The sequence below is a fragment of the Microcella frigidaquae genome, from assembly GCF_014200395.1.
GTDB lineage: Bacteria > Actinomycetota > Actinomycetes > Actinomycetales > Microbacteriaceae > Microcella > Microcella frigidaquae.
Genome location: NZ_JACHBS010000001.1, coordinates 949,407 through 976,245 on the forward strand (window position 1 = coordinate 949,407; position 26,839 = coordinate 976,245).

A 26,839-nucleotide genomic window follows, 5' to 3' on the forward strand; every position below is an offset into this window, starting at 1 on the left:
GTGACGGATGCGCCCGCGGCCCCCTCCTCCCCCGCTCCGTCCTCTCCCGACTCCCCCTGGCCGGTCGCCCAGCTGTCGGCGAAGCTCAAGGAGTACATCGACCGCCTCGGGCAGGTCTGGGTCGAGGGCGAGATCGCCCAGTGGGGCATCTCGGGCGGCAACGTCTACGGCAAGCTCAAAGACGTCGCGCAGGACGCCACGGTGTCGTTCGTCATCTGGTCGTCGGTGCGCGCCTCGCTGCCCGAGGGGCTCGGCCAGGGCGACCGCGTCACCGCGCTCGTCAAGGCCAACTGGTGGGTCAAGGGCGGCACCCTCACCATGCAGGTGTCGCAGATGCGCCGCGTCGGCCTCGGCGACCTGCTGGAGCGGCTCGAGCGCCTGCGCGCCGCCCTCGCCGCCGAGGGCCTCTTCGCGCCCGAGCGCAAGAAGCCGCTGCCCTTCCTGCCGCAATGCATCGGGCTCGTGACCGGCAAAGACAGCGACGCCGAGAAGGACGTGCTGCGCAACGCCCAGCTGCGGTGGCCCTCGGTGCGCTTCCGGGTCGTGCACGCCGCCGTGCAGGGTGAGCGCGCGGTCAGCGAGGTCACGGCGGCGATCCGGCAACTGGATGCTGACCCCGAGGTCGACGTCATCATCGTCGCCCGGGGCGGCGGCGACTTCCAGAACCTGCTGCCGTTCAGCGACGAGAGCCTCGTGCGCGCGGCCGCGGCCTGCGAGACCCCGCTCGTGAGCGCGATCGGCCACGAGAACGACCGGCCCCTGCTCGACGAGGTCGCCGACCTGCGCGCCTCGACCCCCACCGACGCCGCCAAGCGCGTCGTGCCCGACGTCGGCGACGAGCTCGCGCGCGTGCAGCAGGCGCGCGCGCGGCTGCTGACCCGCGTGACGGGGCTGATCGGCACCGAGATCGAGCGCATCGCGAGCATCCGGTCGCGGCCGGTGCTCGCGGGCTCCGCGTGGATCACCGACACGCGCGCCGACGAGCTGACCCGCCTCGTCGCCCGCGGCGCCGAGCTCAGCACGCGGCTGCTCGAGCGCGCGCACCTCGAGATCGATGAGCGGCGCGGGCAGCTGCGGGCGCTGTCGCCGCAGCGCACCCTCGACCGCGGCTATGCCATCGTGCAGACCGCGGGCGGCGATGTCGTGCGCGCCGCCTCCGCCGTCGCCGCCGGGGATGCCCTCACCCTGCTGCTCGCCGACGGCCGGCTCGCCGCCACCGCGCAGGGCCCGGCGCCCGACCCGCGCGAACCGTCTCCCACCGCCCCGTCTCCCACCGCCCCCGAAGGAAGGCCTGCGTAGCATGAACGACGTGACCTCAGACGCCGACATCGCCGCTCTCAGCTACGAGCAGGCGCGCGACGAACTCGTGCGCGTCGTCACCGAGCTCGAGCAGGGCGGCGCCACGCTCGAGCAGTCGATCGCACTGTGGGAGCGCGGCGAGGCCCTCGCCCGCCGATGCGAGGAGTGGCTGATCGGCGCCAAGGAGCGCCTCGACGCGGCGCGCGCCGCCGCGGAGGGCTGACCCGCATGAACGACCCCACGAGCGGCTCGTTCGAGCCCGGCACGGAAACCCCCGAGCAGAAGGCCGACCGCGTCGCTGAGGCGAGGCGCAAGCGACGCGCGAACCAGACCACGCGCAACCTCATCGGTTCGCTCGTCGCCTCGCTCGGCATCGTGCTCTTCCTCGTGCTCGTCGTCGTGCGCCCCGACCCGGTTCCGCTCGAGATCGACCACCTCGCGGCCGCCGCCGAAGCCGAGGCGAGCCTCGGCACGGACGTCGTCGCGCCCATCGTGCCGCCCACCTGGCAGGCCAACCGCGCCGAACTCGGCGGCAGCGCCGGCGTCGACGAGTGGGCCATCGGCTTCATCACCGCCGACGACACTTTCCTGGCCGTTCTGCAGGGCTTCACCGACGAGAGCACCTGGCTACGGGATGCCCTCCGCGACCCCGGCGAGGGCGAGACCGTCACGATCGCCGGGCGCGACTGGCAGTACTACGACCGCCGCGGCGTCGACGGCATCGGCCTGCGCGAGGTCGCGCTCGTGACCCGCACCGCCGACAGCACCGTCGTGCTCTACGGCACGGCGAGCAACGACGACCTTGAGCTGCTGGCCACCGCGGTCGCCGCCGAGCTGCCCGCCGACTGAGCTGCCGGCCGACTGAGCAACGCACCGACGGCGGTCGCCGCCGAACTGCCCGCCGACTGAGCTGCCGGCCGACTGAGCAACGCACCGACGGCGCCCCGCGGGACTACGCTCGAGAGGCACCCCGCCCCGCGTCCACCCAGGAGCCTCATGCCGACCGACCGTCGCACGCCCGCCCAAGTCTGGCGCGAGATGGAGCGGGGCAACGCGCGGTTCGTCGCGGGTGAGCCGGAGCATCCGCGGCAGGACGTCGAGCGGCGCACGGAACTCGCCCGCTTCCAGGCCCCGCACGCCGCCCTCTTCGGCTGCAGCGACTCGCGCCTCGCGGCCGAGATCATCTTCGACAAGGGCCTGGGCGACCTCTTCGTCGTGCGCAACGCCGGCCAGGTCATCAGCGACAGCGTCATCGGCTCGCTCGAGTACGCGGTCGCCGTGCTGAAGGTGCCGCTGATCCTCGTTCTCGGGCACGACGAATGCGGGGCCGTGGCCGCCGCCATCACCTCGGTGAGTTCGGATGCTCCGCCCCTGCCCGCGCACATCCGCGGCCTCGTCGACCAGATCATGCCCGCCGTCGAGCGCGTGCGCCGTGCCGCAGCGGCTGCCGCACCGGGCTCGGAGTCGGACGCCACCGTCGCCGACCCGGGCGCGATCGACGCGCAGGAGGTCGGCCGCGAGCACCTGCGCGACACGGTCGCCGCCCTGCTCGAGGCCAGTGAGCTCATCAGCGACGAGGTCGCGGCGGGTACGCTGGCCATCGTGGGTGCGAACTACCGGCTGCGCGAAGGCCGGGTCGTGCCCGATGTCGTCGTCGGTCAGCTCTAGCCGGGCATCCGCCCCGCCGAAGCCGACCGCCTGCCACCGCGACCCTCCCTCAACCGATCCGTGACATAAGGACACCGCCGTGAGCACCGAGACCGAGTACCGCATCGAGCACGACACCATGGGCGAGGTGCGCGTTCCGCGCAGCGCCCTCTACCGGGCGCAGACGCAGCGCGCCGTCGAGAACTTCCCCATCTCGGGCACCGGCCTCGAGAGCGGCCAGATCGTCGCCCTCGCGCAGATCAAGCGCGCCGCCGCGATCGTCAACGCCGAGCTGGGCATCCTCGACACCGAGCGCTCGCAGGCGATCGTCGCCGCCGCCGACCAGATCATCGGCGGGGCCCACCACGACCAGTTCCCGGTCGACACCTACCAGACCGGTTCGGGCACCTCCTCGAACATGAACATGAACGAGGTGCTCGCCACCCTCGCGTCGACGGATGCCCTCGCGGTGCACCCGAACGACCACGTCAACGCCTCCCAGTCGTCGAACGACGTCTTCCCGACCTCGGTGCACCTCGCCGTCACCGCCGCGCTGCTGCACGACCTGATCCCCGCGCTCGAGCACCTCGCCGGCGCCCTGGAGGAGAAGGCCGCGCTGTGGAAGACCGCCGTCAAGGCCGGCCGCACCCACCTCATGGACGCCACCCCGGTCACCCTCGGGCAGGAGTTCGCCGGCTACGCGCGGCAGATCCGCCTCGGCATCGCCCGCGTGCAGTCGACCATCGAGCGCGTCGCCGAGGTGCCGCTCGGCGGCACCGCCACCGGCACCGGCATCAACACCCCGCTCGGCTTCTCGCAGAAGGTCATCGCCGAGCTCGCCGCGACCACCGGCCTGCCGATCACCGAGGCGCTCGACCACTTCGAGGCGCAGGGCGCGCGCGACGGCCTCGTCGAGGCCTCGGGCGCGCTGCGCGTGCTCGCCGTCTCGCTGACCAAGATCTGCAACGACATCCGCTGGATGGGCTCGGGCCCCAACACGGGCCTCGCCGAGCTGCACATCCCCGACCTGCAGCCGGGCTCGTCGATCATGCCCGGCAAGGTCAACCCGGTCGTGCCCGAGGCCGTGCTCATGGTGTGCGCGCGCGTCATCGGCAACGACGCGACCGTCGCCTGGGCGGGCGCCTCGGGCTCGTTCGAGCTCAACGTGGCGATCCCCGTCATGGGCACTGCGCTTCTCGAGTCGATCCGCCTGCTGGCGAACTCGACCCGCGTGCTCGCCGACAAGACCGTCGTCGGCCTCGAGGCCAACCTCGACCGCGCCCGCGCCCTCGCCGAGAGCTCGCCCTCGATCGTCACCCCGCTCAACAGGGTCATCGGCTACGAGGCGGCGGCGAAGATCGCGAAGCACTCGGTGGAGAAGGGCCTGACCATTCGCGAGGCCGTCATCGACCTCGGCTTCGTGGAGCGCGGCGAGGTCACGCTCGAGCAGCTCGACAGCGCGCTCGACGTGCTGAAGATGACCGCGCCCGGCCTCTAGGTGTAACGACCCGGGACGTTGTGAACGTGTGAAGTAGCGAAGACCTCCGGAACGATGTGGGTATCTGACAACTCTCATCGAGACCGGAGGTCTTCGTGGTTCACGCTAATGCCGATCTGACACCGAAAGGGCGTCTGCGTGTCGCTCGCGCCGTCGTCATCGACGGGTGGAGTCTTGCTCGAGTCGGGGAGCGGTTTCAATGCTCGCCAGCAACAGCGAAGAAGTGGGCCGATCGATATCGAGCAGGCCAGCCAATGACCGACCGCAGCTCGCGACCCCGTCACTCGCCCCGACGCCTCAGTCAGCGCACGGAGCGACGGATCATTGCGTTGCGATTCACGCGCCGCTGGGATGCGCGTCGGATCGCGTGGCATCTGGGGCTCAACCCCTCGACGGTCGGTCGAGTGCTGGCCCGCTATCGAATGCCTCGGCTGTCGCACCTGGACCGCAACACCGGCTTGCCGATTCGGAAGCAGCAACCGGTCCGGTTCGAAGCGGCTGCCCCTGGGGACATCGTCCACGTTGACATCAAGAAGCTCGGTCGTATCCCGGACGGTGGAGGGTGGCATGTTCATGGTCGCGGGTCACCCCAAGACCGTCGTGCCGGTGCTGCCCGGGATCGCGCTGGCCGACGCGGAGCCTCGTCATCGCGCGGCTACACGTTCCTGCATCACGCCGTCGATGGATGCACAAGGTTGGCCTATTCCGAAGAACTTCCGGATGAGCGCAAAGAGACCGCGGCCGCGTTCTGGGTTCGTGCTCGCCAGTTCTTCGCCGATGCCGGCTTCGAGGTCAAGGCGGTCATGACCGATAACGGCGCCTGCTACCGATCCCGTGACTTCGCCGCCGCTGTCGGACAGGCCCGACACATCCGCACCCGCCCCTATCGACCGCAAACCAACGGCAAGGTCGAGCGCTTCAACCGCACACTGGCCGCCGAATGGGCTTACGCAGCGAACTACACCTCCAACGAGGCCCGATCAGCGACCTACGCTGACTGGCTCGAGGAATACACAATCGCCGACGACCCCACAGCGCCCTCGACGGTCACACGCCCGCTTGCCGCGTTCACAACCTCACGGGTCGTTACATCTAGGCCAGGCGGCCGAGTGCCGCCAGGCTCAGGCCATCCGGTGCGCGGCGATGGCGGGGGGCGAGAGCGAGGAATGCCCCGATCAACCCCACGGTCGCACCCAGCGCGGCGTAGACCGTCCAGGCGAGCGAACGTGACCCCGTGTACGGCGGCAGCGTGTCGGCGATCGCCATGCCGATTCCGAAGGTGGCGAAGCCCTGGCCCAGCACGACGAATCCCAGGGCGAGCAGCGCCATCGGCGCGACGACAGCGAGCCGAGCGGGTTCCGGCGTGCCCCGTCGTCGCATCCACAGCTGCACGGCCAGAAGGATGACGGCGAGGATCACGCCACCGACCGCCCAGACCGCAACCACGATGATCGCGGAAATCACCTCGCTCGGCAGAAGTGCCGCGTACAGCTCCTCGATCGTGAGGGCGTTGTCCGTCTGATCGAGCGGCCCCCACACGAGACCCTCGACCGCGCCGAAGCCGACCGCGGCAAGAAGCGCGACGACGCCCCCCGCCACGATCGTGGACGAGGATGGCCGGGTCATGCGAGGGGCCCGGGCGAGGGCGAGGGTCTCCCGGGGTCGAGGCGTGACCTCCCACGCGATGAATGCGGTCACCGACCCCACAACGAGCGCGAGCAGGCCGAGGCCGTACAGCAGCGGTTCGGTGCTGGGCACGATCGCCGACTGCACCGGCCACACCGCGACCAGCAGCACGCCGACGGACAGCGCGAGAACGACCAGCACCGAACCGAAGCGGATGCGGGGCCGCCGTGTCGCCGCCAGGACCAGCAGGGCCACACCGACGACGGCGCTCACGAGCGAGATCAGGGCAGGCGCAACGACCACTGGGAGGAGGGCCGGCGCCTCGGTGGCCACGTCGTCGACACCGGCAAGGCCGCCGATGCCGATGAAGCCGACCGTCGAGCCCAGAGCCGCGGTTCCGATGAACGCGGCTGCCCATCGTGCGCGGCGCCACGACTGCCGATCGAGCTCCAGCGGGTCGGCGCCGATCGACCCCGCCCGCGCGAGCAGGGCGAAGCGAAGCGCGCCCACTGCGATCGAGCGACGCGGGATCCCGGCGTCGTCGGCGTCGCGGAGGTCAGCGGCCCACTGCTCGGCATACCGCTCGCGGAGCTCGCCCGGCGGGAGCATCCGGAGCGCCAGACGCACCGTGCGGGGCATCGGAGGAGTGCCGCCCTGCTCTCCGGCGCCGATCACGCGCGCGCCGATCCGCTGATCGGGAAGAGCGGGCTTGCGGTGCGTGCGGTCTGGGTACGTGCGGCCTGGCTGCGCGAGGTACGGACGACATGGGCGGCCTGAACGGCTCCGTCGTCGGTCAGCCGCACGTACCGGCGGCGAGGGCCCGAGCGCTCGTTCGCCTCCTCCCATGACGACGTGACCCAGCCGAGGTTCTCGAGTCGATCGAGGATCGGGTAGACGGTGCCGGGAGGTCGGCCGCTCTGCTTGATGACGATCAGCCCCCAGCACGCATCGCGATGCTCGAGAAGAACGTCGAGTACATCGCGCGTCGCCGCCGTGACCCGGGTGAGTGGCTGCATGCCCGTGACTCTACCTATATCGAGATAGGAAGACAAGGCAGAATCGACGCTTACTCAGGGAGCACTCGATCGAGGCCACGATCGCCGACTGCCGCACAGAGGGCAGGCGGCTCGCGCCGGAACCGACTGTTCTGATCCGCACCACCGGTTCGAGAAGCACTCGCCGGCGCGAGCCGCGCCCCACCCTACTCCTCCGGGCTTTCCGTGGGTCGCAACCGCGACCCACGGCATCCGTCAGCGGAAGTAGTGCGGGCGGCTCACGTAGGTGTCGGAGACGAACATCACGCCCGCCGTTCCCTCGAGCAGGGCGCGGAGGCCCTCGATGAGGTCGTCGGCGCGGTCGTCGGGCACGACGGTGATGATGAGCGTCAGCGCGTCGCGGTCGTTGAAGAGCTGGCGGCCCTCGTGCGCGCCGTGGTGGCCGAGGCCGGTCACGGCGGGCAGGCTCGTGTAGCCGGTGGCCCCGGCGGCGACCACCTGCCGGCGCACCGCGTCGGCGTCGGCCGTGCGGGCGACGACCTCGATCTTGGTCATGCGGGTCAGCGACTCGCGGCTCATGCTGCGTCCTCCTCGGTCATGCGGGTGATGTCGGTGGTGGTCTCGGTGCTGGGCAGGGCGTACGGCTGCCAGCCCTCGCGGGTGCGGCGCTCCCAGGTTTGCGGTGCGTCGCCGGGTCGAACCATCGTGACCCAGTCGCCGTGCACGAGGTCGGCGACGATCTCGGCGCTGGCGATGATGCGGTCGATGCGCTCGCGCGGGGCGTCGACCACCACGAGCAGGCGCACCGGCTCGTGGTGCAGGCCCGCGCGGGTGCCGATCGACTGCCAGGGCAGGCCGAGGCGCAGGTCGCCGGTCGGGCCGCTCACGACGCCGGCCCCGCCGACCAGGTTGTGCACGGTCTTGGTGCCGGCGCCGAACACCTCCGGGTCGACGGCCGAGAAGTAGTACTGAGCGTTGATCCAGTGGGCGACGACGAGCGGCGCGGTCAGGATCGTCTCGAGCGCGATGCCCTCGGTGTCGTGCGCGGCCTCGTAGGAGTGCAGGAATACCCGGCGCCCCAGATCGGCGCTCTGGCTCAGCGTGCGCGGCCCGATGATGAGGGCGGCGTTGCGGGCGAGACCCCACTCCGGGTAGACCTGCGCCCAGTCGCCGGCGCGGCGGGCGACCACCGCAGCGGCCCGCTCGGGCCGGGGCGCGCGCGGCGCACCCGGCAGCTCGGCGGCGCGCTCGGCCGCGAGCCGGCGGCCGGCGGCCGCGGCGTCGCGCACGAGCTGCTCGACGGCGAGACGGCGGTCGACCCGCAGGTTCTCGAGGTCGAACACGGTGAGGGTGTCGGTGGCGGTGTCGTGCTCGCCGGCGACGACGATCGTCTCGTCGGGGATGCGGATACCGCGCTCGGCGAGCCCGGCCCGCACCGCCGGCGCCGAGAGCAGCGCGGCGGCGATGCGCGCGTTGGGCGCCCCGCGGTGGCCGCCGCAGGCACCGCAGTCGAGCGCCGTGCGGAAGGCGTTGTTCGTCGTGGTCGTGCCGTGGCCGACGAGCACGACGACCGGGGCGAAGTTCTCGACGAGGCCCATCGTGCGCAGGATCACCTCGGCCGTGTCGACCTGGTCATCGAGGGTCAGTGCCGAGTCGAGATCGAAGAGCGTGGGCGCCGCGGCCTCGTCGGGGCGGGCGACCGGCAGGCCACGGCCCGCCAGCACGCTGCGGGCGATCGCGCTCGGCCCGAGCATCCACCCGGTGACCTCGGCCCAGCCCAGCGGAGCACCGGCGACCGCGTCGGGGGCCTTCACGGCGCTGCGCAGGGCGCGCCGCGTGGCGAGCTGGTCGATGAGCCGGGCTGCCGCGCGCCAGGCTCCGGGCTCGGGTCGCTCGGCGACCTGGTAGCGGGGCGTGAGCAGCACGGGGCAGGCCGGCGCGGCTTCGGCGGCGGCGAGCGGTTCGACGGCGGCGGCGATGCCGAAGAATCCGGCGAAGCCTGCGGTCGTGTAGGCGCCCTGGCTCTCGAGGTGGCGGCGCAGACCCTCGCTGCGCGGGTCGATGCAGAACACCAGGTGCGCGACGGCGGCCGGGTGGGTCGGAGCGGCGCCGGGCGTCAGCTGTGCGAGCACGGCGGCGTGCGGAGCCGCCTCGAAGGCCTCCTGCCAGATGAGGGCGCGCTCGAGGGCACCGCCGGTCGGACCGGCAGGGCGCGGCGCGGGAACCGGGGCGGCGTCGAGCGCCCACACCAGGCCGAGCCGCACGGCGAGCAGGTCGAGCACCTCGACGTCGCCGCTCGTCATCGAGCGCCAGCGGATGAACGCCGCCCACCCGGGCAGCGCGGCGAGGTGGGCGCGCAGGGCGGGCAGCTGCTCGTCGTCGGCGATGCCGAGCAGGTCGAGCGCCCGCGCGAGGGCGAGGTCGGGCTTCTCGGGCAGCTCGGCGATGCGGGCGCGAGCGGCGCGCGGCAGAGCGGGGTCGCGGCGGGCGATGGCGCGCCAGGCGCCGTAGAAGCCGAGGCGGTCGACGGGCACCGGCCAGGCGGCAGCTTCCGGCGCGAGCGCGGCGCGGCACCAGCCGGCGACGAGCTCGTCGATCGGGTCGAGGGGAGCGTCGGCGGCCGCGTCGGCGGCATCGGCGCGTGCCGTGGCGGGGCCGGCGGGCGCCTCGGCGAGGAAGCGCGCGACGAGCGCCGCATCGTCGCCCGGCGTGCCGGGGCGGTGGCGGCGGATGCTCGCCGCGAGCTCGGCGGCCCCGATGCGCCCCGCGGCGAGGTGCGCGCGGAACTCGTGCTCGGGCAGCACCCCGCGGCCGCCGAGGGCGGGCGCGGCGCTCGACACCGCGGCGGCGAAGCCGTCGCCGAGCGCGGGCAGCACGGGGTTGACGGCGATCGCCGCGTCGAGGCCGTAGTACGGCGCGACGACGTTGGCCGCGAGGTCGGCGCGGGCGCGCACGCGGAGGGCGCGCGCGGTGTCGCTGCGCTGGGCGGCGGGGGTAGCAGTCATGCCGGGGCTCCGTTCGAGAGTCGTGCGGGGTTCAGGGGCTCGGCGCGTCAGGCCGTCTGCGGCTGCGGCTGGGGGGCATGGTTCGGCGCGGGAGCCGGTCGGCTCTCGCGGGGCCGCTCGACGCGCACGACGCCCGAGCCGAGCCGGTGCCCGAGGGCGAGCAGCACGAGGGCGACCCGGCCGGTCGGGGCCCAGCGGCGCACCGCCGCGAGCCCGGCCAGGGCGACGACGGCGAGCAGGGCGACCGCGAGGGCGACCGGCTGTGCGGCGAGGTCGGCGGGGCGGGTGAGGCCGAGCATCCCGGTGAGGGCGGAGGTGACGCCCGCGAAGGCGACCGCTCCGACGGCGAGGAGGGCCGTGAGGCCGAGGGCGCGGAGGCGGGAGGGCGCGAGCGCAGCCACGCGCGCACCGGCCGCGGCGAATGCGGTGCCGATGACGATGAGCAGCAGCAGCTCGGCGGGCCCGCGGCCGCCCGGATACAGGACGAGGGCGACAGCGACGAGGGCCGCGATCGGCAGAAGTGCCCCCGCGGCCGCTCGCGCGCGGCGCTCGGTCGCCGAGATCGGGAGCGGCCGCGGGGCGCGACGGTCGGCGGCGCGCCGGTCGATGCCATCGCTGGAGGAGAGGAACAGGGCGCTCTTGTAGAAGCCGTGCGCGACGAGGTGCAGGAGGGCGGCGGCGAGCAGACCGAGCGCGGCGACCAGCAGCATGAAGCCCATCTGGGCGACCGTGGAGGCCACGAGGCGCCCCTTGATGTCGGTGCGCACCAGCGCGGCGAGCACCCCCGCGACGATCGCGACCGCGCCCAGCGCGGCGAGCAGCGTGACCGCGATCGGGCTGCCGGCGATGAGGGCGAACTGGGTGATCACCAGGATGCCCCCGCCGTTGACGATGCCGCCGTGCAGGGCGGCGCTCACCGGAGTCGGGGCGTAGAGCGAGTCGACGAGCCAGGGGTGCGCGGGCGGGAGGGCGCAGCGCAGGGCGGCCGCGACGACCAGCAGCACGGCGGGCGCCTGACCGGCGGTACCGGTGGCGGCGAGCACCACGGCGAGCCAGAGCACCAGGTCACCCAGCACGAGCCACGGGCCGGCCCGCCGCAGGGCGGGGCGCCCGCCGCCGAGCCCCAGCGCGGCGAGGGTCGCGGCGGTGGCGAGGCTCCAGGCTGCGGCGAGCATCCAGAGCTCACCGGCGACGACGAGGAGGGCGGTCGCGGCGAGCATGCCGGCGATCGCGATCGTGACCGCGCGGCCGCGGCGGTCACCGCGCAGCGAGCGGTGGGCGAAGGGCAGCACAGCGGCGGCGATGCCGACGACGAGCACCAGCAGCAGGATCGCCAGCGGGTCGAGGCGCCAGGTGAGGTCGAGCGGGGTCATGGGTGAACCTCCTATCCCGCATCACAATACACGCAATCCATGTCATGTAAAGCGAATCGCCCGATTCGTGTCCGCATCGCGGGGCAGACCGGCGTACAGTGGGCCCGTGGCCGAGTGGACGTTCCTCACCAATCACTCACACGTGCTCGTGTGCCTCGCCGACGACCCCGATCTCCGCATTCGGGACATCGCGGAGCGGGTCGGCATCACCGAGCGTGCGACGCAGCGCATCGTCGCCGAGCTGACGGCCAGCGGCTACCTCGAGAAGCACCGCGACGGGCGGCGCAACCGGTACACGGTCGTTCTCGACCGACCCCTGCGGCACCCCGTCGAGGGCACGCACACGATCGGCGAGCTGCTGCGCGCCGTCGCCGCCCCCGGCATCTGACGCTCGCCGCCCCTCGCCCGCTCCGAACGTGGCGCGGGAGCCACCGCGGCACCGGACGCGAGGTCGACCACCGGTCGAGCCTCGCGGCCGACCCCGCGACGGGATGACCTAGGCCAGCTCGTTGCCCTCGAGCAGCTCGGTCACGAGCGCGGCGATCGCGCTGCGCTCGCTGCGGGTGAGCGTGATGTGCCCGAACAGGGCGTGGCCCTTGAGCGTCTCGATGACGCTCGCCACGCCGTCGTGGCGGCCGACGCGCAGGTTGTCGCGCTGGGCCACGTCGTGCGTCAGCACCACCTTCGAGTTCTGGCCGATGCGGCTCAGCACCGTCAGCAGCACGTTGCGCTCGAGCGACTGCGCCTCGTCGACGATGACGAAGGCGTCGTGCAGCGACCGGCCGCGGATGTGCGTGAGCGGCAGCACCTCGAGCAGCCCGCGGTCGATGACCTCGTCGAGCACGTTCTGCGACACCACCGACCCGAGGGTGTCGAAGGTGGCCTGCGCCCAGGGGTTCATCTTCTCGCCGGCGTCGCCCGGCAGGTAGCCGAGCTCCTGCCCGCCGACGGCGTACAGCGGGCGGAAGACCATGATCTTGCGCTGCTGCTGCCGCTCGAGCACCGCCTCGAGGCCGGCGCAGAGCGCGAGCGCCGACTTGCCGGTGCCGGCGCGGCCGCCGAGCGACACGATGCCGACCTGAGGGTCCATGAGCAGGTCGATCGCGAGGCGCTGCTCGGCCGAGCGGCCGTGCAGGCCGAAGATGTCGCGGTCACCGCGCACGAGCGCGATCTCGTCGTCACCGACCACGCGCCCGAGGGCAGAGCCGCGGTCGCTGTGGATGACGAGCGAGGTGTTGATCGGCAGCGTGGCGACGGCCGGCGTGCGCAGCACCTCGCGGTCGTAGAGCTGCGCCATCTGCTCGCTCGAGAGGGTGACATCGGCCATGCCCGTCCAACCGCTGTCGACGGCGAGCTCGGCCCGGTACTCCTCCGCGGCGAGGCCGATCGAGGCGGCCTTCACACGCAGCGGCAGGTCTTTCGACACCACCGTCACGGCGAGGCCGTCGTTGGCGAGGTTCATGGCGACGGCGAGGATCCGTGAGTCGTTGTCGCCGAGCTGCAGACCGCTCGGCAGCACCGACTGGTTCGAATGGTTCAGCTCGACGCGCAGCGAGCCGCCGTCCTCCCCCACCGCGACCGGGAAGTCGAGGCGCTCGTGGCGGATGCGGAGCTCATCGAGGTTGCGCAGGGCCTGGCGCGCGAAGTACCCGATCTCCGGGTCGTTGCGCTTCGCCTCCAGCTCGGCGATGACCACCACCGGCAGCACGACCGAGTGCTCGGCGAAGCGGAACATCGCCTTCGGGTCGCTCAGCAGCACCGAGGTGTCGAGCACGTACGTGCGCTGCGCGACATCCCTCCCGCCGGTCGAGGTCGAGGTGTTCTGACGGGAGGTCTTCGCAGCGGCCACCGGTGCTCCATCCCCGGGGACGCGGGCGACCCCGGACCTGTTGTGAGCGGATCGGCCGGAAGGTCGCAGGACGATCTGGCCGGCCGTCCCGATCGGGCGCGATGCCCGATGAGCGCGACGCTACGCCTGCGGGCGACGCGCGGCGGCAGCGACACGCGCACGACACGCAGTCGTCACGTTCGTCGGGGAGTCGCGAGCGATGCGAACTCGCGCAGCGCCGCGCGGAACTGCTCGATCGTGTCGTCCCCGGTCGACACGTGCGCGCCGAGCCGCACGCGGCCGTCGCGCACCGTCGCCGAGACCCCGTGATTGTGCAGGGCCGCCGCGAGCGCGCTCGTGAACTCCGGATGCGGAGCCAGCGACACGATGCCCGCCCGCTCGGCGTCCTCCCGCGGCGACACCACCTCGATGCCCTCCTCGTCGGCAACCTCGATGAGTCGCGCGGTGCGCTCGAGGATCGCGTCGCGGATCGCCGGCACGCCCACGTCGAGAACCGCCTCGACCGCCCCCGCGAGGCGCGCCTGGGCGGCGGCATCGGCGTACCCGACCCGGAAGGCGCCCGCGTCGGCGGCCGGCTCGACGACCTCGTGCAGCAGCTCGGGTCGGCCATGGGCGAGCCACCCCGACCAGACGGGTGTCAGATGCTCGCGAGCCCGATCGCTCAGGGCGAGGAACCCGGTGCCCTGGCCCGCGCGCAGCCACTTGTGGCCGCCCGAGGCGATGACGTCGGCGAGCTCCCAGGGAGCATCCACGATGCCCGCCCCCTGGATCGCGTCGACGATCAGGAGGCGGTCGCCGATGACCTGGCGGATTCCCTCGAGGTCGACGAGGTAGCCGGTGCGGTAGTCGACGAGGCTGACGACCACCGCCATGACCGAGCTGTCGAGCTGGGCCTTCACGACGGCGGGGGTGATGCGCTCGTGCTCGGCGACGATCGTGTGGGGCGTGAGCACGCCGAGGGCCTGGGCCGCCCGGGTCATCGCGTAGCCGATGGCCGGGAACTCGTCGGGCGAGGCCGCGACCGTACCCGTGAGCCCGAACATGACGTGCATGAGCGCCTGGCTCGTACTGGGCTGGAAGACCACCTGGTCGGGGCGGAAGCGCAGCAGCTCGGCGACGGCCGTGCGGACGCGCCCGTCCTGCTCCTCGAGCGCGCCGAGCGAGCCGAAGCGGGCCCGCGACAGCAGGTCGCAGTGGGCGCGCTGCTCGGCCAGAGCGAACTCGCCGATGGGCGAGATGCGCGGGTGGTCGAGGTAGCCGGGCTCCTCGACGAAGCCGGCACGGAACTCGTCGATCGTCATCGGGCTCACTGGCCGAACCTCCGCTGGCGGCGCGAGAAGTCGCGGAGCGCGCGGAGGAAGTCGACCTCGCGCAGGTCGGGGCCGAGCGCCTCGACGAAGTAGAACTCGCTGTGCGCGCTCTGCCACAGCATGAAGTCGCTGAGCCGCTGCTCGCCCGAGGTGCGGATCACCAGGTCGGGGTCGGGCTGGCCGCCCGTGTACAGGTGCTCCGCGATCTTCTCGGGCGTGACCAGCTCGGCGAGCTCATCGAGCGTTCCGCCGCTCTCGGCGTGGTGGTGCACGATCGCCCGCACCGCGTCGGCGATCTCGCGCCGCCCGCCGTAGCCGACCGCGAGGTTGATGTGCAGGCCGGTCTTCGCGGCGCTGGTCGCCTCCGCGGCGTCGAGCTCGGCGAGCAGCCCCTCGGGAAGGCCGTCGCGGCTACCCACGTGCTGCACGCGCCAGTCGTCGATCGCCGCGAGGTCGCCGGCGAGCGCACCGATGATCGCGATCAGCTCGCGCAGCTCATCGCTGTCGCGGCCGGTGAGGTTGTCGGTCGACAGCAGGTACAGGGTCACGACGCCGATGCCGGCGTCATCGCACCAGCGCAGGAACTCGACGATCTTCTCGGCCCCGGCCCGGTGTCCGTGGGCCGTCGTGCCCTCGCGCAGCCGCGCCCAGCGCCGGTTGCCGTCGAGGATCATGGCGACGTGGCGAGGGTGCGTGGCGCCCGCGAGCTGACGGCGCAGGCGGCCCATGTAGAGCCGGTACAGCGGCCCCCGACCCCGCGGAGTTCTCGACGATCGCACACCGCTACGGTAGTCGACGCGGAATCGCTTGTGGCGGGCATCCAATCGATGCGGCCGGATGCTGTGGCTCACGTATCATCGCGACATGACCTCCCCCGCCACCCCCGACGCCGCCGAGCCAGCCGCCGCCGAGGCCGCCGCCGAGCGTGAGCCGGCCGCCGACATCCCGAACATCCCCCTGCTCGAGGATTCGATCGAGTACCGCACGCTCGAGGTCAAGCCGACCTGGCGCGGCTGGATCCACGCCGTCACCTTCCCGACCGCGATCATTCTGGGCATCGTGCTCATCGCTCTCGGCGCCAACCCCGCCGCGCGCTGGTCGAGCGCGGTGTTCGTGATGTCGTCGCTGCTGCTGTTCGGCATCTCGGCGACCTACCACCGCTTCAACTGGAGCGACCGGATGCGGGTCATGCTCAAGCGGCTCGACCACGCCAACATCTTCCTGCTCATCGCCGGCACCTACACGCCGCTGTCGATCATGGCGTTGCCGCCCGAGAAGGGCTACCTGCTGCTCGTGCTCGTGTGGACGGGCGCGGCTATCGGCATCGGGTTCCGCGTGTTCTGGATCGGCGCGCCCCGCTGGGCGTACGTGCCGCTGTACGTGCTGCTCGGCTGGGCCGCCGTGCTGTACATCGTCGACCTGCTGAACGCGAACCTCGCGATGATGGTGCTCGTCATCGTCGGCGGCCTCGCCTACACCGCCGGGGCCATCGTCTACGCCCTCAAGAAGCCGAACCCCGTGCCCGGGGTGTTCGGGTTCCACGAGATCTTCCACACGCTCACCGTCGTGGCGTTCCTCTGCCACTGGACGGCGGTGCTGCTCGTCGCGCTCGACCCGCCGTTCGGCGGCTAGCTGTAGTTCCTAGGGACGTTGTTCAGGTCGGGCTCCTCCAGGCTTGAGGGTGTCTAGTCGCTCTCACCTGAAGGAGCCCGATGGAGCTTCACGCTAATGCCCGTTTGTCTGTTGAAGGTCGACGACTGCTGTGTCGACGCGTTCGCGAGCTGAACTGGAAGGTCGCCGACGCGGCCTTCGCGGGCGGGATCAGCGAACGTCGCGCCTACGAATGGTTGGCCCGGTTCGATGCCGGCGAAACCCTCGCTGACCGGTCGTCACGGCCGAAGTCGTCCCCGAAGAAGACCCCAGCCAGTGTTGAAGCGGCCATCGTGCGCCTGCGAACACTGCGCAAAACGGCGTCCACGATCGCTGCGATCCTGCAGATGGCGGTCTCGACAGTCTGCGCGGTGCTGGCCCGCGTCGGGTTGAACCGACTGTCGAAGTTGGAGCCCGTCGAGCCGGCGAACCGGTATTGCCGTCGCCATGCCGGGGAGCTGATCCACCTGGACATCAAGACGTTGGGCCGCTTCCGCCGCCCCGGCAAACGCGCCCTCGGCCAGGGAGCAGACCGACGCAGTCGGAAAGCCGGTTGGGAGGCGGTGCATGTCGCCGTCGATGATGCGACCCGACTGTCTTACGTGGAGGTGTTGCCTGACCAGACGGCTGCGACCACGGTCGGGTTCCTGCACCGCGCGATCGCGTGGTTCGCCCGGCATGGCGTGATCGTGCAGGAGGTGATGACCGACAACGGGTCCGCGTATGTCTCCCGGCTGTGGGCGGCAACGTGCGCCGAGGTGGGGCTGGTGCATATTCGCACGCGCCCGTACCGGCCGCGCACGAACGGCAAGGCCGAACGGTTCATCCAGACGCTGTTGCGGGAATGGGCGTACGCGGCGACCTACCGCGACAGTGACCACCGACGAGCGGTGCTGCCAGAATGGGTGCGCTACTACAACACTCAGCGACCCCACGGTTCCCTCGGCCACAAGGCGCCCATGACCGTCCTCGCGGCGGCATGAACAACGTCCCTAGGAACTACAGCTAGCGCGGCAGGGCGGCTAGCGCTCGTTCGGCTCGTCGAGCCGCTCGACGTCGGGCTCGGGCTCGGCCGGGCCCCCCTCGGCGATCATCTGCTGCTCGGCCTCGAGCTGCTCTCGCAGCTCGCCGCGGTAGCGAACGCGCCGGATGCGCCGCGTCATGTCGACGATCAGGAACATCGCGGCGATCGCGACGACCGCGATGGCGATGAATCCCTCGACGCCGGGCGTCACCGTGTTCGGGTCGAAGCCCGGCGGCAGGGTCGGCTCGTCCACCGGGTTCGGCCCGATGCCGGTCGGCAGCAGGAGTGCGGCGAGGGCGGTCGAGATCACGGATGCTCCATTCGCGGGTCACGGATGCGCGGGTCGAGCGAACCCCAACCTGGGCGCTCTACGCTGGCCCCAGGGTACCGACCCCGGCTGAGCACGACGACCCGCCGCTCTCGAGAACCAGCACTCCCCCGACCGCAGGAGCCTTCGCCCGCATGACCACGACGCCGACCACGCAGCAGCTGCTCGACGATCGCTACGGGCGCACGCCCGACGCCGAGCGTCGCACGCGTCGGCTGATGATCATCGCCGGCATCGTGTTCGCCGCCGTGTTCACCGCCTGGGTGGTGTGGGGCGGCCTCTCGGGAACCAACGCCGAGCTCGAGGTGCGCGAGCTCGGCTACACCAACGTCACCGACACCTCGATCGAGGTGCGGTGGGAGGTCTCGGTCGAGCCCGGCACGACGGTCAGCTGCGCCGTGCAGGCCCTCAACGAGAGCTTCGGCATCGTGGGATGGCGGATCGTCGAGCTGCCCGCATCCCCCGAGCGCACACGGGTGCTCGTCGAGACGCTGCGCACCGCCGAGCCGCCCGTCACCGGTTTGCCCTACCGCTGCTGGCTGACGTAGGCTCGCCGGAATCGCGAACCGGCCCGAGGTGGCCGGTTCTGCTGTGTCGGGCCGACCGGCCCCACCGGGAATCGAGGGAGGAGAACTCATGAACGACGCGGGCACTCAGTGGCTGACGCAGGAGGCGCACGACCGTCTCGCGGCGGAGCTCGAGCACCTCTCGACGACCGGCCGCACCGAGATCGCGAAGCGCATCGAGGCCGCACGCGAGGAGGGCGACCTCAAGGAGAACGGCGGCTACCACGCCGCGAAGGACGAGCAGGGCAAGATCGAGGCGCGCATCCGCACCCTCACCGAGCTGCTGCGCACGGCCGTCGTCGGCGAGCCCCCGACCGCGCACGGCGTCGTCGAGCCGGGCACCGTGATCACCGCGACGATCCTCGGCGACGAGGAGCGCTTCCTGCTCGGCAACCGCGAGATCGTCGGCGACGCCTCCGACATCGACGTCTACAGCGAGGCCAGCCCGCTCGGGCAGGCGATCCTCGGCGCGAAGGTGGGCGACACGGTCGCTTACGTCGCCCCCAACGGCAAGACGATCGAGGTCACGATCGTCGACGTCGCCACGTACTCGGGCTGAGCCGACTCGCTAGAAGTCGACGCGCGGGTCATACCCCGCAACGCGCGAGCGTTGCGCGCGAACGTCAGAAGTCGACGCGGGGGTCGTAGCCCTCGTCGCGCAGGGCCTGCAGCACCTGGTCGGCATGCTCGGGGCCGCGCGTCTCGATGTGCAGCTCGAGCTCGACCTGGCTGATCGCCAGGCCGGTGCCGTGGCGGGTGTGCAGCACCTCGACCACGTTCGCGTTCTGGTCGGCGATGATCTCGCTCGTGCGGGCGAGCTGGCCGGGGCGGTCGGGCAGCGGGATGCGCAGCTTCAGGTACCGCTCCGAGGCCGCCAGGCCATGGGCGATGACGCGCTCCATGATGAGCGGGTCGATGTTGCCGCCCGAGAGCACGACGACGGTCGGGCCCTGCGGTGCCACCTGCCCGGTGAGGATGGCGGCGACCCCGACGGCACCGGCCGGCTCGACCACCAGTTTGGCGCGCTCGAGCAGCACGAGCATCGCGCGCGCGATGTCGTCGTCGTCGACCGTGACGACCTCGTCGACGGCATCCCGCACGATCTCGAAGTTGAGCTTGCCGGGCTTGGCGACGGCGATGCCGTCGGCGATCGTCGGTGAGATCGTGATCTCGGTGACGGCGCCCGCCGCGAGCGACACCGGGTACGCGGCGGCGTTCGCCGCCTGCACACCGATGACCCGGATGCTGCGCCCCTGCTCGGCCGCCGCCCGCTTTAGCACGCTCGCGACACCCGAGATGAGCCCGCCCCCGCCGATCGGCACGATGACGGTCTGCAGCTCGGGCGCCTGCTCGAGCAGCTCAAGGCCCAGGGTGCCCTGCCCCGCGATCACGTCGGCGTGGTCGAACGGCGGGATGTACACGGCGCCGGTGCGCTCGGCGAACTCCTGCGCGGCGGCGAGCGGCTCGCTGACCGTGTGGCCGCGCAGCACGACCTCGGCCCCGTACGCCCGAGTCGCCTGCAGCTTGGGCAGCGCGACGCCGATGGGCATGAAGATCGTGGCGGGGATGCCCAGCTCACGGGCGGCGAAGGCGACACCCTGCGCGTGGTTGCCGGCGCTCGCGGCGACGACGCCGCGCGCCTTCTCCTCGTCGCTGAGCTGCGAGATGCGGTGATACGCGCCCCGGATCTTGTACGAACCGGTGCGCTGCAGGTTCTCGCACTTGAGCAGCACGGGGGCGCCGAGCACCTCGGCGAGGTAGCGCGAGGTCTCCATGGGCGTCACCTCGGCGACCCGGCGCACGATGATGCGCGCGGCCTCGACCTCGGCGAGGGTGGGGCCGGCGATCGCGAGGGGGGCGGTCATGTGCGCTCCTGGTCAGCGGAGGACGGACTGTCGGGTGGTGGCAGCACGTCGGAGAGGGTCGGTTTCGGAGTGGTGCGCCAGCGCCCAGCGGCGAGATAGCGCACGAAGACGTTGACGAAGGCGACCACCGGCACCGCGAACAGGGTGCCGGGGATGCCCGCGAGCAGACCGCCGGCCGTGACGGCCAGCACGACCGCGAGCGGGTGCACCCGCACCGCCGACCCCATGACGAGAGGCTGCAGCACGTTGCCCTCGACCTGCTGCACGAGCAGCACGCCCGCGAGCATCAGCAGGGCGATGAACGGGCCGTTGTAGACGAGGGCGATGAGCACCGCGAGCGCCCCGGTGACGAGCGCACCGACGAATGGCACGAAGCTGGCCAGGAACACGGCGACACCGATCGGCAGCGCGAGCGGCACCCCGAGCAGGAACGCGATGAGCCCGATGCCGACACCGTCGACGAAGGCGACGAAGATCTGCACCTTGGCGAAGTTGGTCAGGGTGATCCACCCGGCGCGAGCCGCGCCGTCGACGGCGGTGCGTGCGCGGCGCGGGAACAACCGCACGACGAACCGCCAGATGCCCGGGCCGTCGATGAGGAAGAAGAGCAGCGAGAACAGCACGAGCACTGTGCCGGCCAGCACCTCGGCCGCGGTCGAGCCGACCGACAGCGCCCCCGAGACCAGCGGCCCGTCGGTCGAGAAGTCGAGCTCGCCGACGAGCGTGTTGATCCAGTCGATGATCTCCGACTCGCTGAGGCCGAAGGTGGTGCTCAGCCAGGCCAAGAACTCGTCGAAGGCGACCATCGAGCGGTCGCGCAGGCTCGGCCACCCGGCGCGCACCTGGGCGACGACCAGCCACACCAGGGCGGTCACCACGCCGATGAGGGTCAGCAGTGCCGTCGTGATGGCCAGCCAGCGCGGAAACCGCAGCCGGCGCGTCAGCCAGCCGGCGTAGGGCACGAGCAGCGCGGCGAGCAGCACGCCGATGATCACCGGGATGACGATGAGCCGCAGCTGGATGATGATCCACACCAGCACGCCGGCGGCGGCGATCACGACGAGGAAGCGCCACGCCCAGGCGGCCGCCGTGCGCATGCCGGGCGAGACGGCGTCGTCGCCCGCGGGGGGCGGCGCTACGGGCTTCGGTCGCCAGAACATTCCGTCAGTCTACGAGGCGCTCATGGGCGCGGGCTGTCGGATGCTCACACCGGCATACACGCCCCTCAGGACGCGGCGACCGCGACCGGTCGGCCGGTGAGCCGCAGGTGCACGACCTCCCCCGCGGCGGGGTCACGGCCCACATCGTGCTGCACGACCAGTTCGACGCCGTCGTCGAGGCGCACACGGGTGCGCCGCAAGGAGCCGAGGAAGGCGCTGGTCAGCACGATGCCGGGGCGCGCATCCGCATGGCCAGCAGCGACGAAGACGACGTCCTCGGGGCGGATCAGGGCGACGGCGGCACCTGCGGGCGCTGAGGGGTCGATGAGCGGCACGCGCTGAGAACCGATCGTGAACGCCCCGTCGGCCACCGTGCCCGGCACACGGTTGCTCAGCCCGACGAAGTCGGCAACGAAGGCGGTGGCGGGTCGCGCGTAGAGCTCTTCCGGGGTTCCGACCTGCTCGATGCGCCCGGCGCGCATGACGGCGACGCGGTCGGCGACGGCGAGCGCCTCCTCCTGATCGTGAGTCACGAACACGGTCGTGATGCCGAGCTCAGTCTGAATGACGCGGATCTGCTCGCGCAGCTGCACGCGCACCTTCGCGTCGAGGGCGCTCAGCGGCTCGTCGAGCAGCAGCACGCGCGGGCGAGTGACGAGGGCGCGCGCGAGCGCCACGCGCTGCTGCTGCCCGCCGCTGAGCTGGTGGGCGAAGCGCTCGGCGTGGTGGTCGAGCCCGACGAGCTCGAGCGCCTGTACCGCGCGGCGGCGGCGGTCGGGTGCGGCGATGCGGCGCATCCGGAGCCCGAATTCGACGTTCTGCAGCACGGTGAGGTGAGGGAAGAGCGAGTACGACTGGAAGACCATGCCGATGTCGCGCTTGTTGGTGGGCGTGCCGATGACGTCGACGCCGTCGATGAGGATGTGCCCCTCGTCAGCGCGCTCGAGACCCGCGAGCACCCGCAACGCCGTCGTCTTGCCGCAGCCCGAGGGGCCCAGCAGGGCGACCAGCTCACCCGGCGCGAGCTTGAGGGAGATGCCGTCGAGCGCGGTCGTGCCGCCCGGGAACCGCTTGACGACGTCGACGAACGCGACGGGCGCGGCGATGCGCAGGGCGCCGGTGTCAGCGTCGACCGTTGTGACAGGAGCGGGGGCGGCGGGGTCGATGTCGTTCATGAGGTCCTCCGGGTGGTGCCGTGGCCGAGGCGCCCGATGACGAGCAGCAGCAGCACGGCGACGAGCAGTGACAGCAGGGTGACGATGACGGCGATGAAGGGGTCGTCTTTCTGCACGATGACGAGCGCCGTCTGCAGGTTCTGCCGGTTGAGCAGCGAAGCGATGGTGAACTCCCCGAGCACGACGGCGACCGAGATGAATGCTCCGGCGAGCAGGCCGGTGCGCAGGTTGGGTAGCAGCACGCGCGCGATCACGGTCGGCCAGCCGGCACCGAGCGAGCGGGCCGCCTCGGTGAGCGTGGCGACGTCGATGGCGTCGAGGTTCGACTGCACGGCGCGATAGGCGAAGGGCAGCACGAGCACGCCATAGGCGAAGGCGAGCGTCCAGACGCCGCTGCCGGCTGCGCGGGCGATCACGCCGTAGACCGGGGCGAGGCCGACCACGAGCACGATCGCCGGGATGCTGATCGGCAGCAGGCACACGAACTCGAGCACCCGCCGCAGGCGGGGCAGCTTCAGGTGCACGACGATCATCGTCGGCACCAGCAGCACCAGCATGAGCGCGACGGTGACCGCCGCGAGCACGAGCGAGTTCACGATCGCCTGCCCGAGCACGCGGTACTCCGGGCCGAGGTCAAAGGTCAGCACCGTGATCCAGCGGCTGACGTCGTAGCCGCCCTCGAGGCCGCGGCGCAGCGTGAACTCGACCATGGCGATGATCGGCACGGCGAAGACGGCGCCGATGAGACCGAGGATCGTCCAGCGGGCGAGGGGGCGCGGCGCGGGGATTCCCGCGCGAGGCGCAGCGGGCATCCGGCTCATCGCTGCCACCGGGCGGCGCGGCGCTGCAGCAGCGCGTAGAGGGCCATGACGACCGCCATCACGATGATCATGCCGAGAGCGAGGGCTCCGGCGAGGTTCTCGCGGCCGAGCAGCGTCTCGCTGGTGAGGGCGCCGCGGATCTGCAGCGGGACGATCGACTGCCCCTGGCTGGTCAGGGCGGCGGCCGTCGCGTAGCTCGAGAAGGCGTTGGCGAACAGCAGTAGCAGAGAGCCGAGGAACGACGGGGCGAGCACCGGCAGGCCGATGCGCCACCAGAAGCTGGCCGTCGTGCCGCCGAGGGTCGCGGTGGCCTCGGCCCACTGCGGCTTCAGCGCCTCGAGCGCGGGCATGAAGATGATGATCATGAGGGGCACCTGGAAGTAGATGTAGGGCAGCACGAGCCCAGGCGCCTCGTAGAGCCAGACCCCGTCGGCGAAGATGTCGATGCCCAGCTGGTCGCGCAGCAGCACGGTGATGAAACCCTGGATGCCGATGGTGGCGACGAAGGCGAAGGCGAGCATGACACCGCCGAACTGGGCGAGCACGCCGCTGACCGCGTCGATGCCCGACCGGAGGGCACCGTCGGGGCGCATGCCGATCAGGGCGTAGCAGACGAGGGCGCCGAGCACGGCCCCGATGACGGCGGTGACCGCGCTGAGCACGATCGACGTGGTGAAGCCGCTGACCACGAAGGGGTCGGCGAGCGCCGCGACCGTGTCGAGAGTGAACGCGCCCTCGCCGTCGACGAAGCCGGTGCCGATCGCGAGGGCGGTCGGCAGGGCGAGGAAGAGCAGCACGTACAGCGCGAAGGGGGCGACGCCCCAGGCGGGGTTCACGACCCGCGATCGGGTCGACGAGGCGGAGGAGCCGGCCGCGCGGGTCGACCCCCGGGGCGCGGTGCCCCGGGGGTCGGCCGTCGTCACGGCGGGCGTGCTACTGGACAGCGGCGGCCCAGCGCTCACCGAGCAGGGCCGCGGCGGCCTCGCTCTGCGCGGCGGTCGGAACGACCGTGTCCTCGGGCGCGGCGGGCAGGGCCGCGTAGAGGGCCTGGTCGATCTCGCCGTTGGCGACCATCGAGGCCTCGAGGGCCGGGCGGGCGCCGCCCTTCAGCCAGAGGTTCTGCACCTCGGGGCTGTAGAGGAACTCCATCCACAGGCGCGCGGCGGCCGGGTTCGGCGCGTCCACGTTGATCGCCTGGTTGTAGTACCCGGCGTAGCCGGTGCCGGGCAGCACGACGACCTCCCAGTTGCGCTGGCCGTCGAGCTCAGCGGCGTAGCCGTTGTTCAGGTAGTCCCAGTCGAAGACGACGGGGGTCTCGCCCGAGGCAACCGTGGCGGGGGTCGGGTCGATCTTCACGAAGTTGCCGACGGCGTTGAGCTCCTCGAAGAAGTCGATGCCGGCGCCGAAGTCGTCGAGCGTGCCGCCGTTCTGCACGGTGGCGAGACCGACGGCGGCGAAGGCCGCACCGGCCTGCGTCGGGTCGCCGTTGATCGCGACCTTGCCGCGGTACTCCTCACCGAGGAGATCCTCGAGGCTCGTCGGCGCCGGCACGGCGTCGGGGTCGTAGCCGATGGCCATGTACCCGCCGTAGTCGGCCCAGAACAGCCCGTCGGGGTGCTTCAGCTCGGCGGGGATGTCGTCCCAGCGCTCGACGAAGTAGGGCGCGAAGTAGTCGGTGCTCTGCAGCGCGACGGCCAGACCGAGGTCGAAGACGTCGGGCGCGGTGTCCTGCCCGCGGAGGTTCTCGGCCGCCTGGATCTCCTCGGCGCTGGAGGCGTCGGGCGCCGCCTCGGTGACCGTGATCTCGGGGTAGCGCTCGATGAACAGGTCGAGGATCTCACCGTAGTTCGCCCAGTCGCGCGGCAGCGCGATGACGTTCAGCGCACCCTCGGCCTTGGCAGCGGCCTCGAGCTCGGCGAACGAACCGAAGTCGGCGATGCTCGTGGCGGTCGATGCGTCGACGCCCGAGGCGGGGGTCTCGCTCGCGGCGCAGGCGCCGAGCGTCAGGGCGGCCGCCGTTGCGAGGGCAACCGCTCCGATGATGCGTGTGGTGTTCACGAATCCTCCGTGTGGTGCCGCGGCGGCTCTGGCTGTGTTCCGAGCTCGGGGAACCGCGACTGACTCGCACGCTAAGCACGCTCGGTGACGCGCCGGGTCGCGCTCGGTGAACGGGAGGGAAAGTCAGGGCAACGGATGCTCGCCGCGAGCCGCGCATCGGAGCACCGCGCGGCACGGGGCCGCCGGCCGAGCGACGACGGCGCTCGGCAGTAGCGTGGGGGCCGTGCCCCGACTGACCGCTGCGCAGGCGCGCCGCCTCGCGCTCGCCGCCCAGGGGTTCGCGCGCCCGCATCCCACCGCCGTCGGCACCCGGCAGCTCAACGACCTGCTGGACCGCCTGCGGGTGCTGCAGCTCGACTCGGTCAGCGTCTTCGCGCGCTCGCACTACCTGCCGGTGTTCGCGCGGCTCGGCGCTTACGAGTCGGCGGCGCTCGACGCGCTGCTCTTCGCGCGCCGCGGCCGCTACACCGAGTACTGGGCGCACGAGGCGGCGATCATCCGCCGCGACGACTGGCCGCTCTGGCACTGGAAGCGCGAGGCCCTGCGTTCCCGCTACACCGAGAGAAGCGCGTGGGTGCGCGAGAACACCGCGATGCTCGACTGGCTGCTGGGCGAACTCGGCGAGAAGGGGCCGATGACGGTCGCCGACGTCGAGCACGACGTCGCCAAGGAGCGCCGCGGCCCGTGGTGGGGCTGGAGCGACGTGAAGGAGGGGCTCGAGTACCTCTTCGCGTTCGGCGATGTCGTCAGCGGCGGGCGCCGCGGCTTCTCGCGGGTCTACGCGCTGCCCCACCAGGTCGGGCTGGCCGACCTGCACGCCGAGGCGGTGCCGCGGGCCGAGGCCCAGCGCGAGCTCGTGCGCCGCAGCGTGCAGGCCCTCGGCGTGGGCACCGTCGCCGACATCGCCGACTACCACCGCCTGAAGATCACCCCGACGCGGGATGCCCTCCGCTCGCTGCTCGAGGCCAGGGAGGTCGAGCGGGTCGAGGTCGAGGGGTGGGGGCGCGAGGGCCGCGACGGTGAGGCGTTCGTGGTGCCGGGGGTGAGCATCCCGCGCCGCATCGAGGCGACCGCCCTGCTGTCGCCGTTCGATCCGGTGGTGTGGAGCCGCGACCGCGCCCTGCGGATGTTCGACTTCCACTACCGCATCGAGATCTACACGCCGGCGCCGAAGCGGCAGTACGGGTACTACACGCTGCCCGTGCTCGTCGACGACGCGCTCGCGGGCCGCGTCGACCTCAAGAGCGACCGCGCGGCGGGAGTGCTGCGCGTGCAGAGCGCGTGGGTCGAGCCGGGGTGGGCGCCCGCGGGCGCCGGATCGACGGTTGCCGGGTCGGAGGCGACCGGGTCGGGGGCCACGGCGGCCGAGGCCTTCGCCGAGCGGCTCGTGCCACTGCTGCGCAGCGCGGCCGCCTGGCAGGGCCTTGCCGACGTGCGAGTCACCGATCCGCTCTGGGGCGATGCGGCGGCCGCCGTGCGTGCGGCCCTGTAGCCCGCCGCGCACCCGATAGTCACCGTTTCTGTCACGAGTGGTGAAAAGTTTCACCGCTCATGACACTTTCGGGCACACTCGGCGGGCACGCCGCGTGT

Annotated in this window: 26 protein-coding genes and 1 pseudogene; 12 read left to right on the top strand and 15 right to left on the bottom strand. The window is 72.0% G+C overall.

What is annotated here, in order from left to right:
- The 6 genes and pseudogenes from xseA to BJ959_RS04730 all read left to right on the top strand — a co-directional run bounded on the left by xseA (nt 1) and on the right by BJ959_RS04730 (nt 5,540).
- On the top strand, nt 1–1,299 hold the full coding sequence (gene xseA, locus BJ959_RS04705) for an exodeoxyribonuclease VII large subunit (protein ID WP_341800044.1): 1,299 nt from the start codon (nt 1–3) through the stop codon (nt 1,297–1,299).
- Between the two features lies 1 nt (nt 1,300).
- Nucleotides 1,301–1,522, top strand: a complete 222-nt coding sequence (locus BJ959_RS04710; protein ID WP_153982883.1) for an exodeoxyribonuclease VII small subunit — start codon at nt 1,301–1,303, stop codon at nt 1,520–1,522.
- A 5-nt stretch (nt 1,523–1,527) separates the two neighbouring features.
- On the top strand, nt 1,528–2,148 hold the full coding sequence (locus BJ959_RS04715; RefSeq protein WP_165879051.1) for a DUF4245 family protein: 621 nt from the start codon (nt 1,528–1,530) through the stop codon (nt 2,146–2,148).
- 147 nt (nt 2,149–2,295) lie between these two features.
- Complete coding sequence (locus BJ959_RS04720) at nt 2,296–2,967, top strand: carbonic anhydrase (protein ID WP_153982885.1); 672 nt, start codon at nt 2,296–2,298, stop codon at nt 2,965–2,967.
- A gap of 79 nt (nt 2,968–3,046) precedes the next feature.
- Complete coding sequence (locus BJ959_RS04725; RefSeq protein ID WP_153982886.1) at nt 3,047–4,444, top strand: aspartate ammonia-lyase; 1,398 nt, start codon at nt 3,047–3,049, stop codon at nt 4,442–4,444.
- A gap of 95 nt (nt 4,445–4,539) precedes the next feature.
- Nucleotides 4,540–5,540, top strand: a pseudogene (locus BJ959_RS04730) (IS481 family transposase).
- On the opposite strand, the gene BJ959_RS04735 reads toward BJ959_RS04730, so the two are convergent.
- From BJ959_RS04735 to BJ959_RS04755, 5 genes are all read right to left on the bottom strand, one after another.
- Nucleotides 5,537–6,745: a hypothetical protein gene (locus tag BJ959_RS04735; RefSeq protein ID WP_153983128.1), complete on the bottom strand. Its 1,209-nt coding sequence runs from the start codon at nt 6,743–6,745 to the stop codon at nt 5,537–5,539. The pseudogene BJ959_RS04730 and the gene BJ959_RS04735 sit on opposite strands and share 4 nt — an antisense overlap.
- A complete protein-coding gene (locus tag BJ959_RS04740) occupies nt 6,742–7,086 on the bottom strand; it encodes a PadR family transcriptional regulator (protein ID WP_153983129.1) in 345 nt (114 codons plus the stop codon). Before BJ959_RS04740 ends, BJ959_RS04735 begins: the two co-directional genes overlap by 4 nt.
- A 234-nt stretch (nt 7,087–7,320) precedes the next feature.
- Nucleotides 7,321–7,644: a P-II family nitrogen regulator gene (locus BJ959_RS04745; RefSeq protein WP_153983130.1), complete on the bottom strand. Its 324-nt coding sequence runs from the start codon at nt 7,642–7,644 to the stop codon at nt 7,321–7,323.
- Nucleotides 7,641–10,070, bottom strand: coding sequence for a putative inorganic carbon transporter subunit DabA (locus BJ959_RS04750; protein ID WP_153983131.1), 2,430 nt, complete (start codon nt 10,068–10,070; stop codon nt 7,641–7,643). The genes BJ959_RS04745 and BJ959_RS04750 overlap by 4 nt, the downstream gene beginning before the upstream one ends.
- Nucleotides 10,071–10,117: 47 nt before the next feature.
- Entirely contained in the window at nt 10,118–11,443 is a 1,326-nt protein-coding gene (locus tag BJ959_RS04755) for a proton-conducting transporter transmembrane domain-containing protein (protein ID WP_153983132.1), read from the bottom strand.
- A 106-nt stretch (nt 11,444–11,549) separates the two neighbouring features.
- On the opposite strand from BJ959_RS04755, the gene BJ959_RS04760 reads away from it, so the two are divergent.
- Nucleotides 11,550–11,831 carry a helix-turn-helix transcriptional regulator gene (locus BJ959_RS04760; protein WP_341800062.1) on the top strand — a complete coding sequence of 94 codons (282 nt, stop codon included), beginning with the start codon at nt 11,550–11,552 and terminating at the stop codon, nt 11,829–11,831.
- Between the two features lie 108 nt (nt 11,832–11,939).
- On the opposite strand, the gene phoH2 is transcribed toward BJ959_RS04760, so the two are convergent.
- From phoH2 to BJ959_RS04775, 3 genes are all read right to left on the bottom strand, one after another.
- Complete coding sequence (gene phoH2, locus BJ959_RS04765; protein WP_153983134.1) at nt 11,940–13,292, bottom strand: RNA 5'-3' helicase PhoH2; 1,353 nt, start codon at nt 13,290–13,292, stop codon at nt 11,940–11,942.
- Between the two features lie 173 nt (nt 13,293–13,465).
- A complete protein-coding gene (locus tag BJ959_RS04770; protein WP_153983137.1) occupies nt 13,466–14,593 on the bottom strand; it encodes an aminotransferase class V-fold PLP-dependent enzyme in 1,128 nt (375 codons plus the stop codon).
- A 5-nt stretch (nt 14,594–14,598) separates the two neighbouring features.
- Nucleotides 14,599–15,330, bottom strand: a complete 732-nt coding sequence (locus BJ959_RS04775) for an isoprenyl transferase (protein ID WP_207949381.1) — start codon at nt 15,328–15,330, stop codon at nt 14,599–14,601.
- A 136-nt stretch (nt 15,331–15,466) separates the two neighbouring features.
- Here BJ959_RS04775 and trhA point away from each other — a divergent pair, with 136 nt between their 5' ends.
- Both trhA and BJ959_RS04785 read left to right on the top strand, forming a co-directional pair.
- Nucleotides 15,467–16,234 (top strand): PAQR family membrane homeostasis protein TrhA, encoded by a 768-nt coding sequence (gene trhA, locus BJ959_RS04780; protein ID WP_153983136.1) that lies wholly within the window; start codon nt 15,467–15,469, stop codon nt 16,232–16,234.
- A gap of 80 nt (nt 16,235–16,314) precedes the next feature.
- Nucleotides 16,315–17,235, top strand: a complete 921-nt coding sequence (locus tag BJ959_RS04785; protein WP_183321834.1) for an IS481 family transposase — start codon at nt 16,315–16,317, stop codon at nt 17,233–17,235.
- Nucleotides 17,236–17,274: 39 nt separating this feature from the next.
- Here BJ959_RS04785 and BJ959_RS04790 read toward each other — a convergent pair whose 3' ends face one another.
- Nucleotides 17,275–17,586: a hypothetical protein gene (locus BJ959_RS04790; RefSeq protein WP_341800020.1), complete on the bottom strand. Its 312-nt coding sequence runs from the start codon at nt 17,584–17,586 to the stop codon at nt 17,275–17,277.
- Between the two features lie 152 nt (nt 17,587–17,738).
- Between BJ959_RS04790 and BJ959_RS04795 the strand changes: the two genes are divergently transcribed.
- Both BJ959_RS04795 and greA read left to right on the top strand, forming a co-directional pair.
- A complete protein-coding gene (locus tag BJ959_RS04795; RefSeq protein WP_153982606.1) occupies nt 17,739–18,152 on the top strand; it encodes a DUF4307 domain-containing protein in 414 nt (137 codons plus the stop codon).
- Nucleotides 18,153–18,240: 88 nt separating this feature from the next.
- Nucleotides 18,241–18,729 (top strand): transcription elongation factor GreA, encoded by a 489-nt coding sequence (greA, locus tag BJ959_RS04800; RefSeq protein WP_153982607.1) that lies wholly within the window; start codon nt 18,241–18,243, stop codon nt 18,727–18,729.
- 64 nt (nt 18,730–18,793) lie between these two features.
- On the opposite strand, the gene ilvA is transcribed toward greA, so the two are convergent.
- From ilvA to BJ959_RS04830, 6 genes are all read right to left on the bottom strand, one after another.
- Nucleotides 18,794–20,035: a threonine ammonia-lyase gene (ilvA, locus tag BJ959_RS04805; RefSeq protein WP_153982608.1), complete on the bottom strand. Its 1,242-nt coding sequence runs from the start codon at nt 20,033–20,035 to the stop codon at nt 18,794–18,796.
- Nucleotides 20,032–21,195, bottom strand: a complete 1,164-nt coding sequence (locus tag BJ959_RS04810) for an AI-2E family transporter (RefSeq protein WP_153982609.1) — start codon at nt 21,193–21,195, stop codon at nt 20,032–20,034. Before BJ959_RS04810 ends, ilvA begins: the two co-directional genes overlap by 4 nt.
- A 65-nt stretch (nt 21,196–21,260) precedes the next feature.
- Nucleotides 21,261–22,370 carry an ABC transporter ATP-binding protein gene (locus BJ959_RS04815; protein ID WP_153982610.1) on the bottom strand — a complete coding sequence of 370 codons (1,110 nt, stop codon included), beginning with the start codon at nt 22,368–22,370 and terminating at the stop codon, nt 21,261–21,263.
- Entirely contained in the window at nt 22,367–23,182 is an 816-nt protein-coding gene (locus BJ959_RS04820; RefSeq protein WP_153982611.1) for an ABC transporter permease, read from the bottom strand. Before BJ959_RS04820 ends, BJ959_RS04815 begins: the two co-directional genes overlap by 4 nt.
- A gap of 5 nt (nt 23,183–23,187) precedes the next feature.
- Nucleotides 23,188–24,114, bottom strand: coding sequence for an ABC transporter permease (locus BJ959_RS04825; RefSeq protein ID WP_424960752.1), 927 nt, complete (start codon nt 24,112–24,114; stop codon nt 23,188–23,190).
- Between the two features lie 10 nt (nt 24,115–24,124).
- On the bottom strand, nt 24,125–25,249 hold the full coding sequence (locus BJ959_RS04830) for an extracellular solute-binding protein (RefSeq protein WP_153982612.1): 1,125 nt from the start codon (nt 25,247–25,249) through the stop codon (nt 24,125–24,127).
- A gap of 223 nt (nt 25,250–25,472) precedes the next feature.
- Here BJ959_RS04830 and BJ959_RS04835 point away from each other — a divergent pair, with 223 nt between their 5' ends.
- Entirely contained in the window at nt 25,473–26,741 is a 1,269-nt protein-coding gene (locus BJ959_RS04835; protein ID WP_153982613.1) for a DNA glycosylase AlkZ-like family protein, read from the top strand.
- Nucleotides 26,742–26,839: the final 98 nt, after the last annotated feature.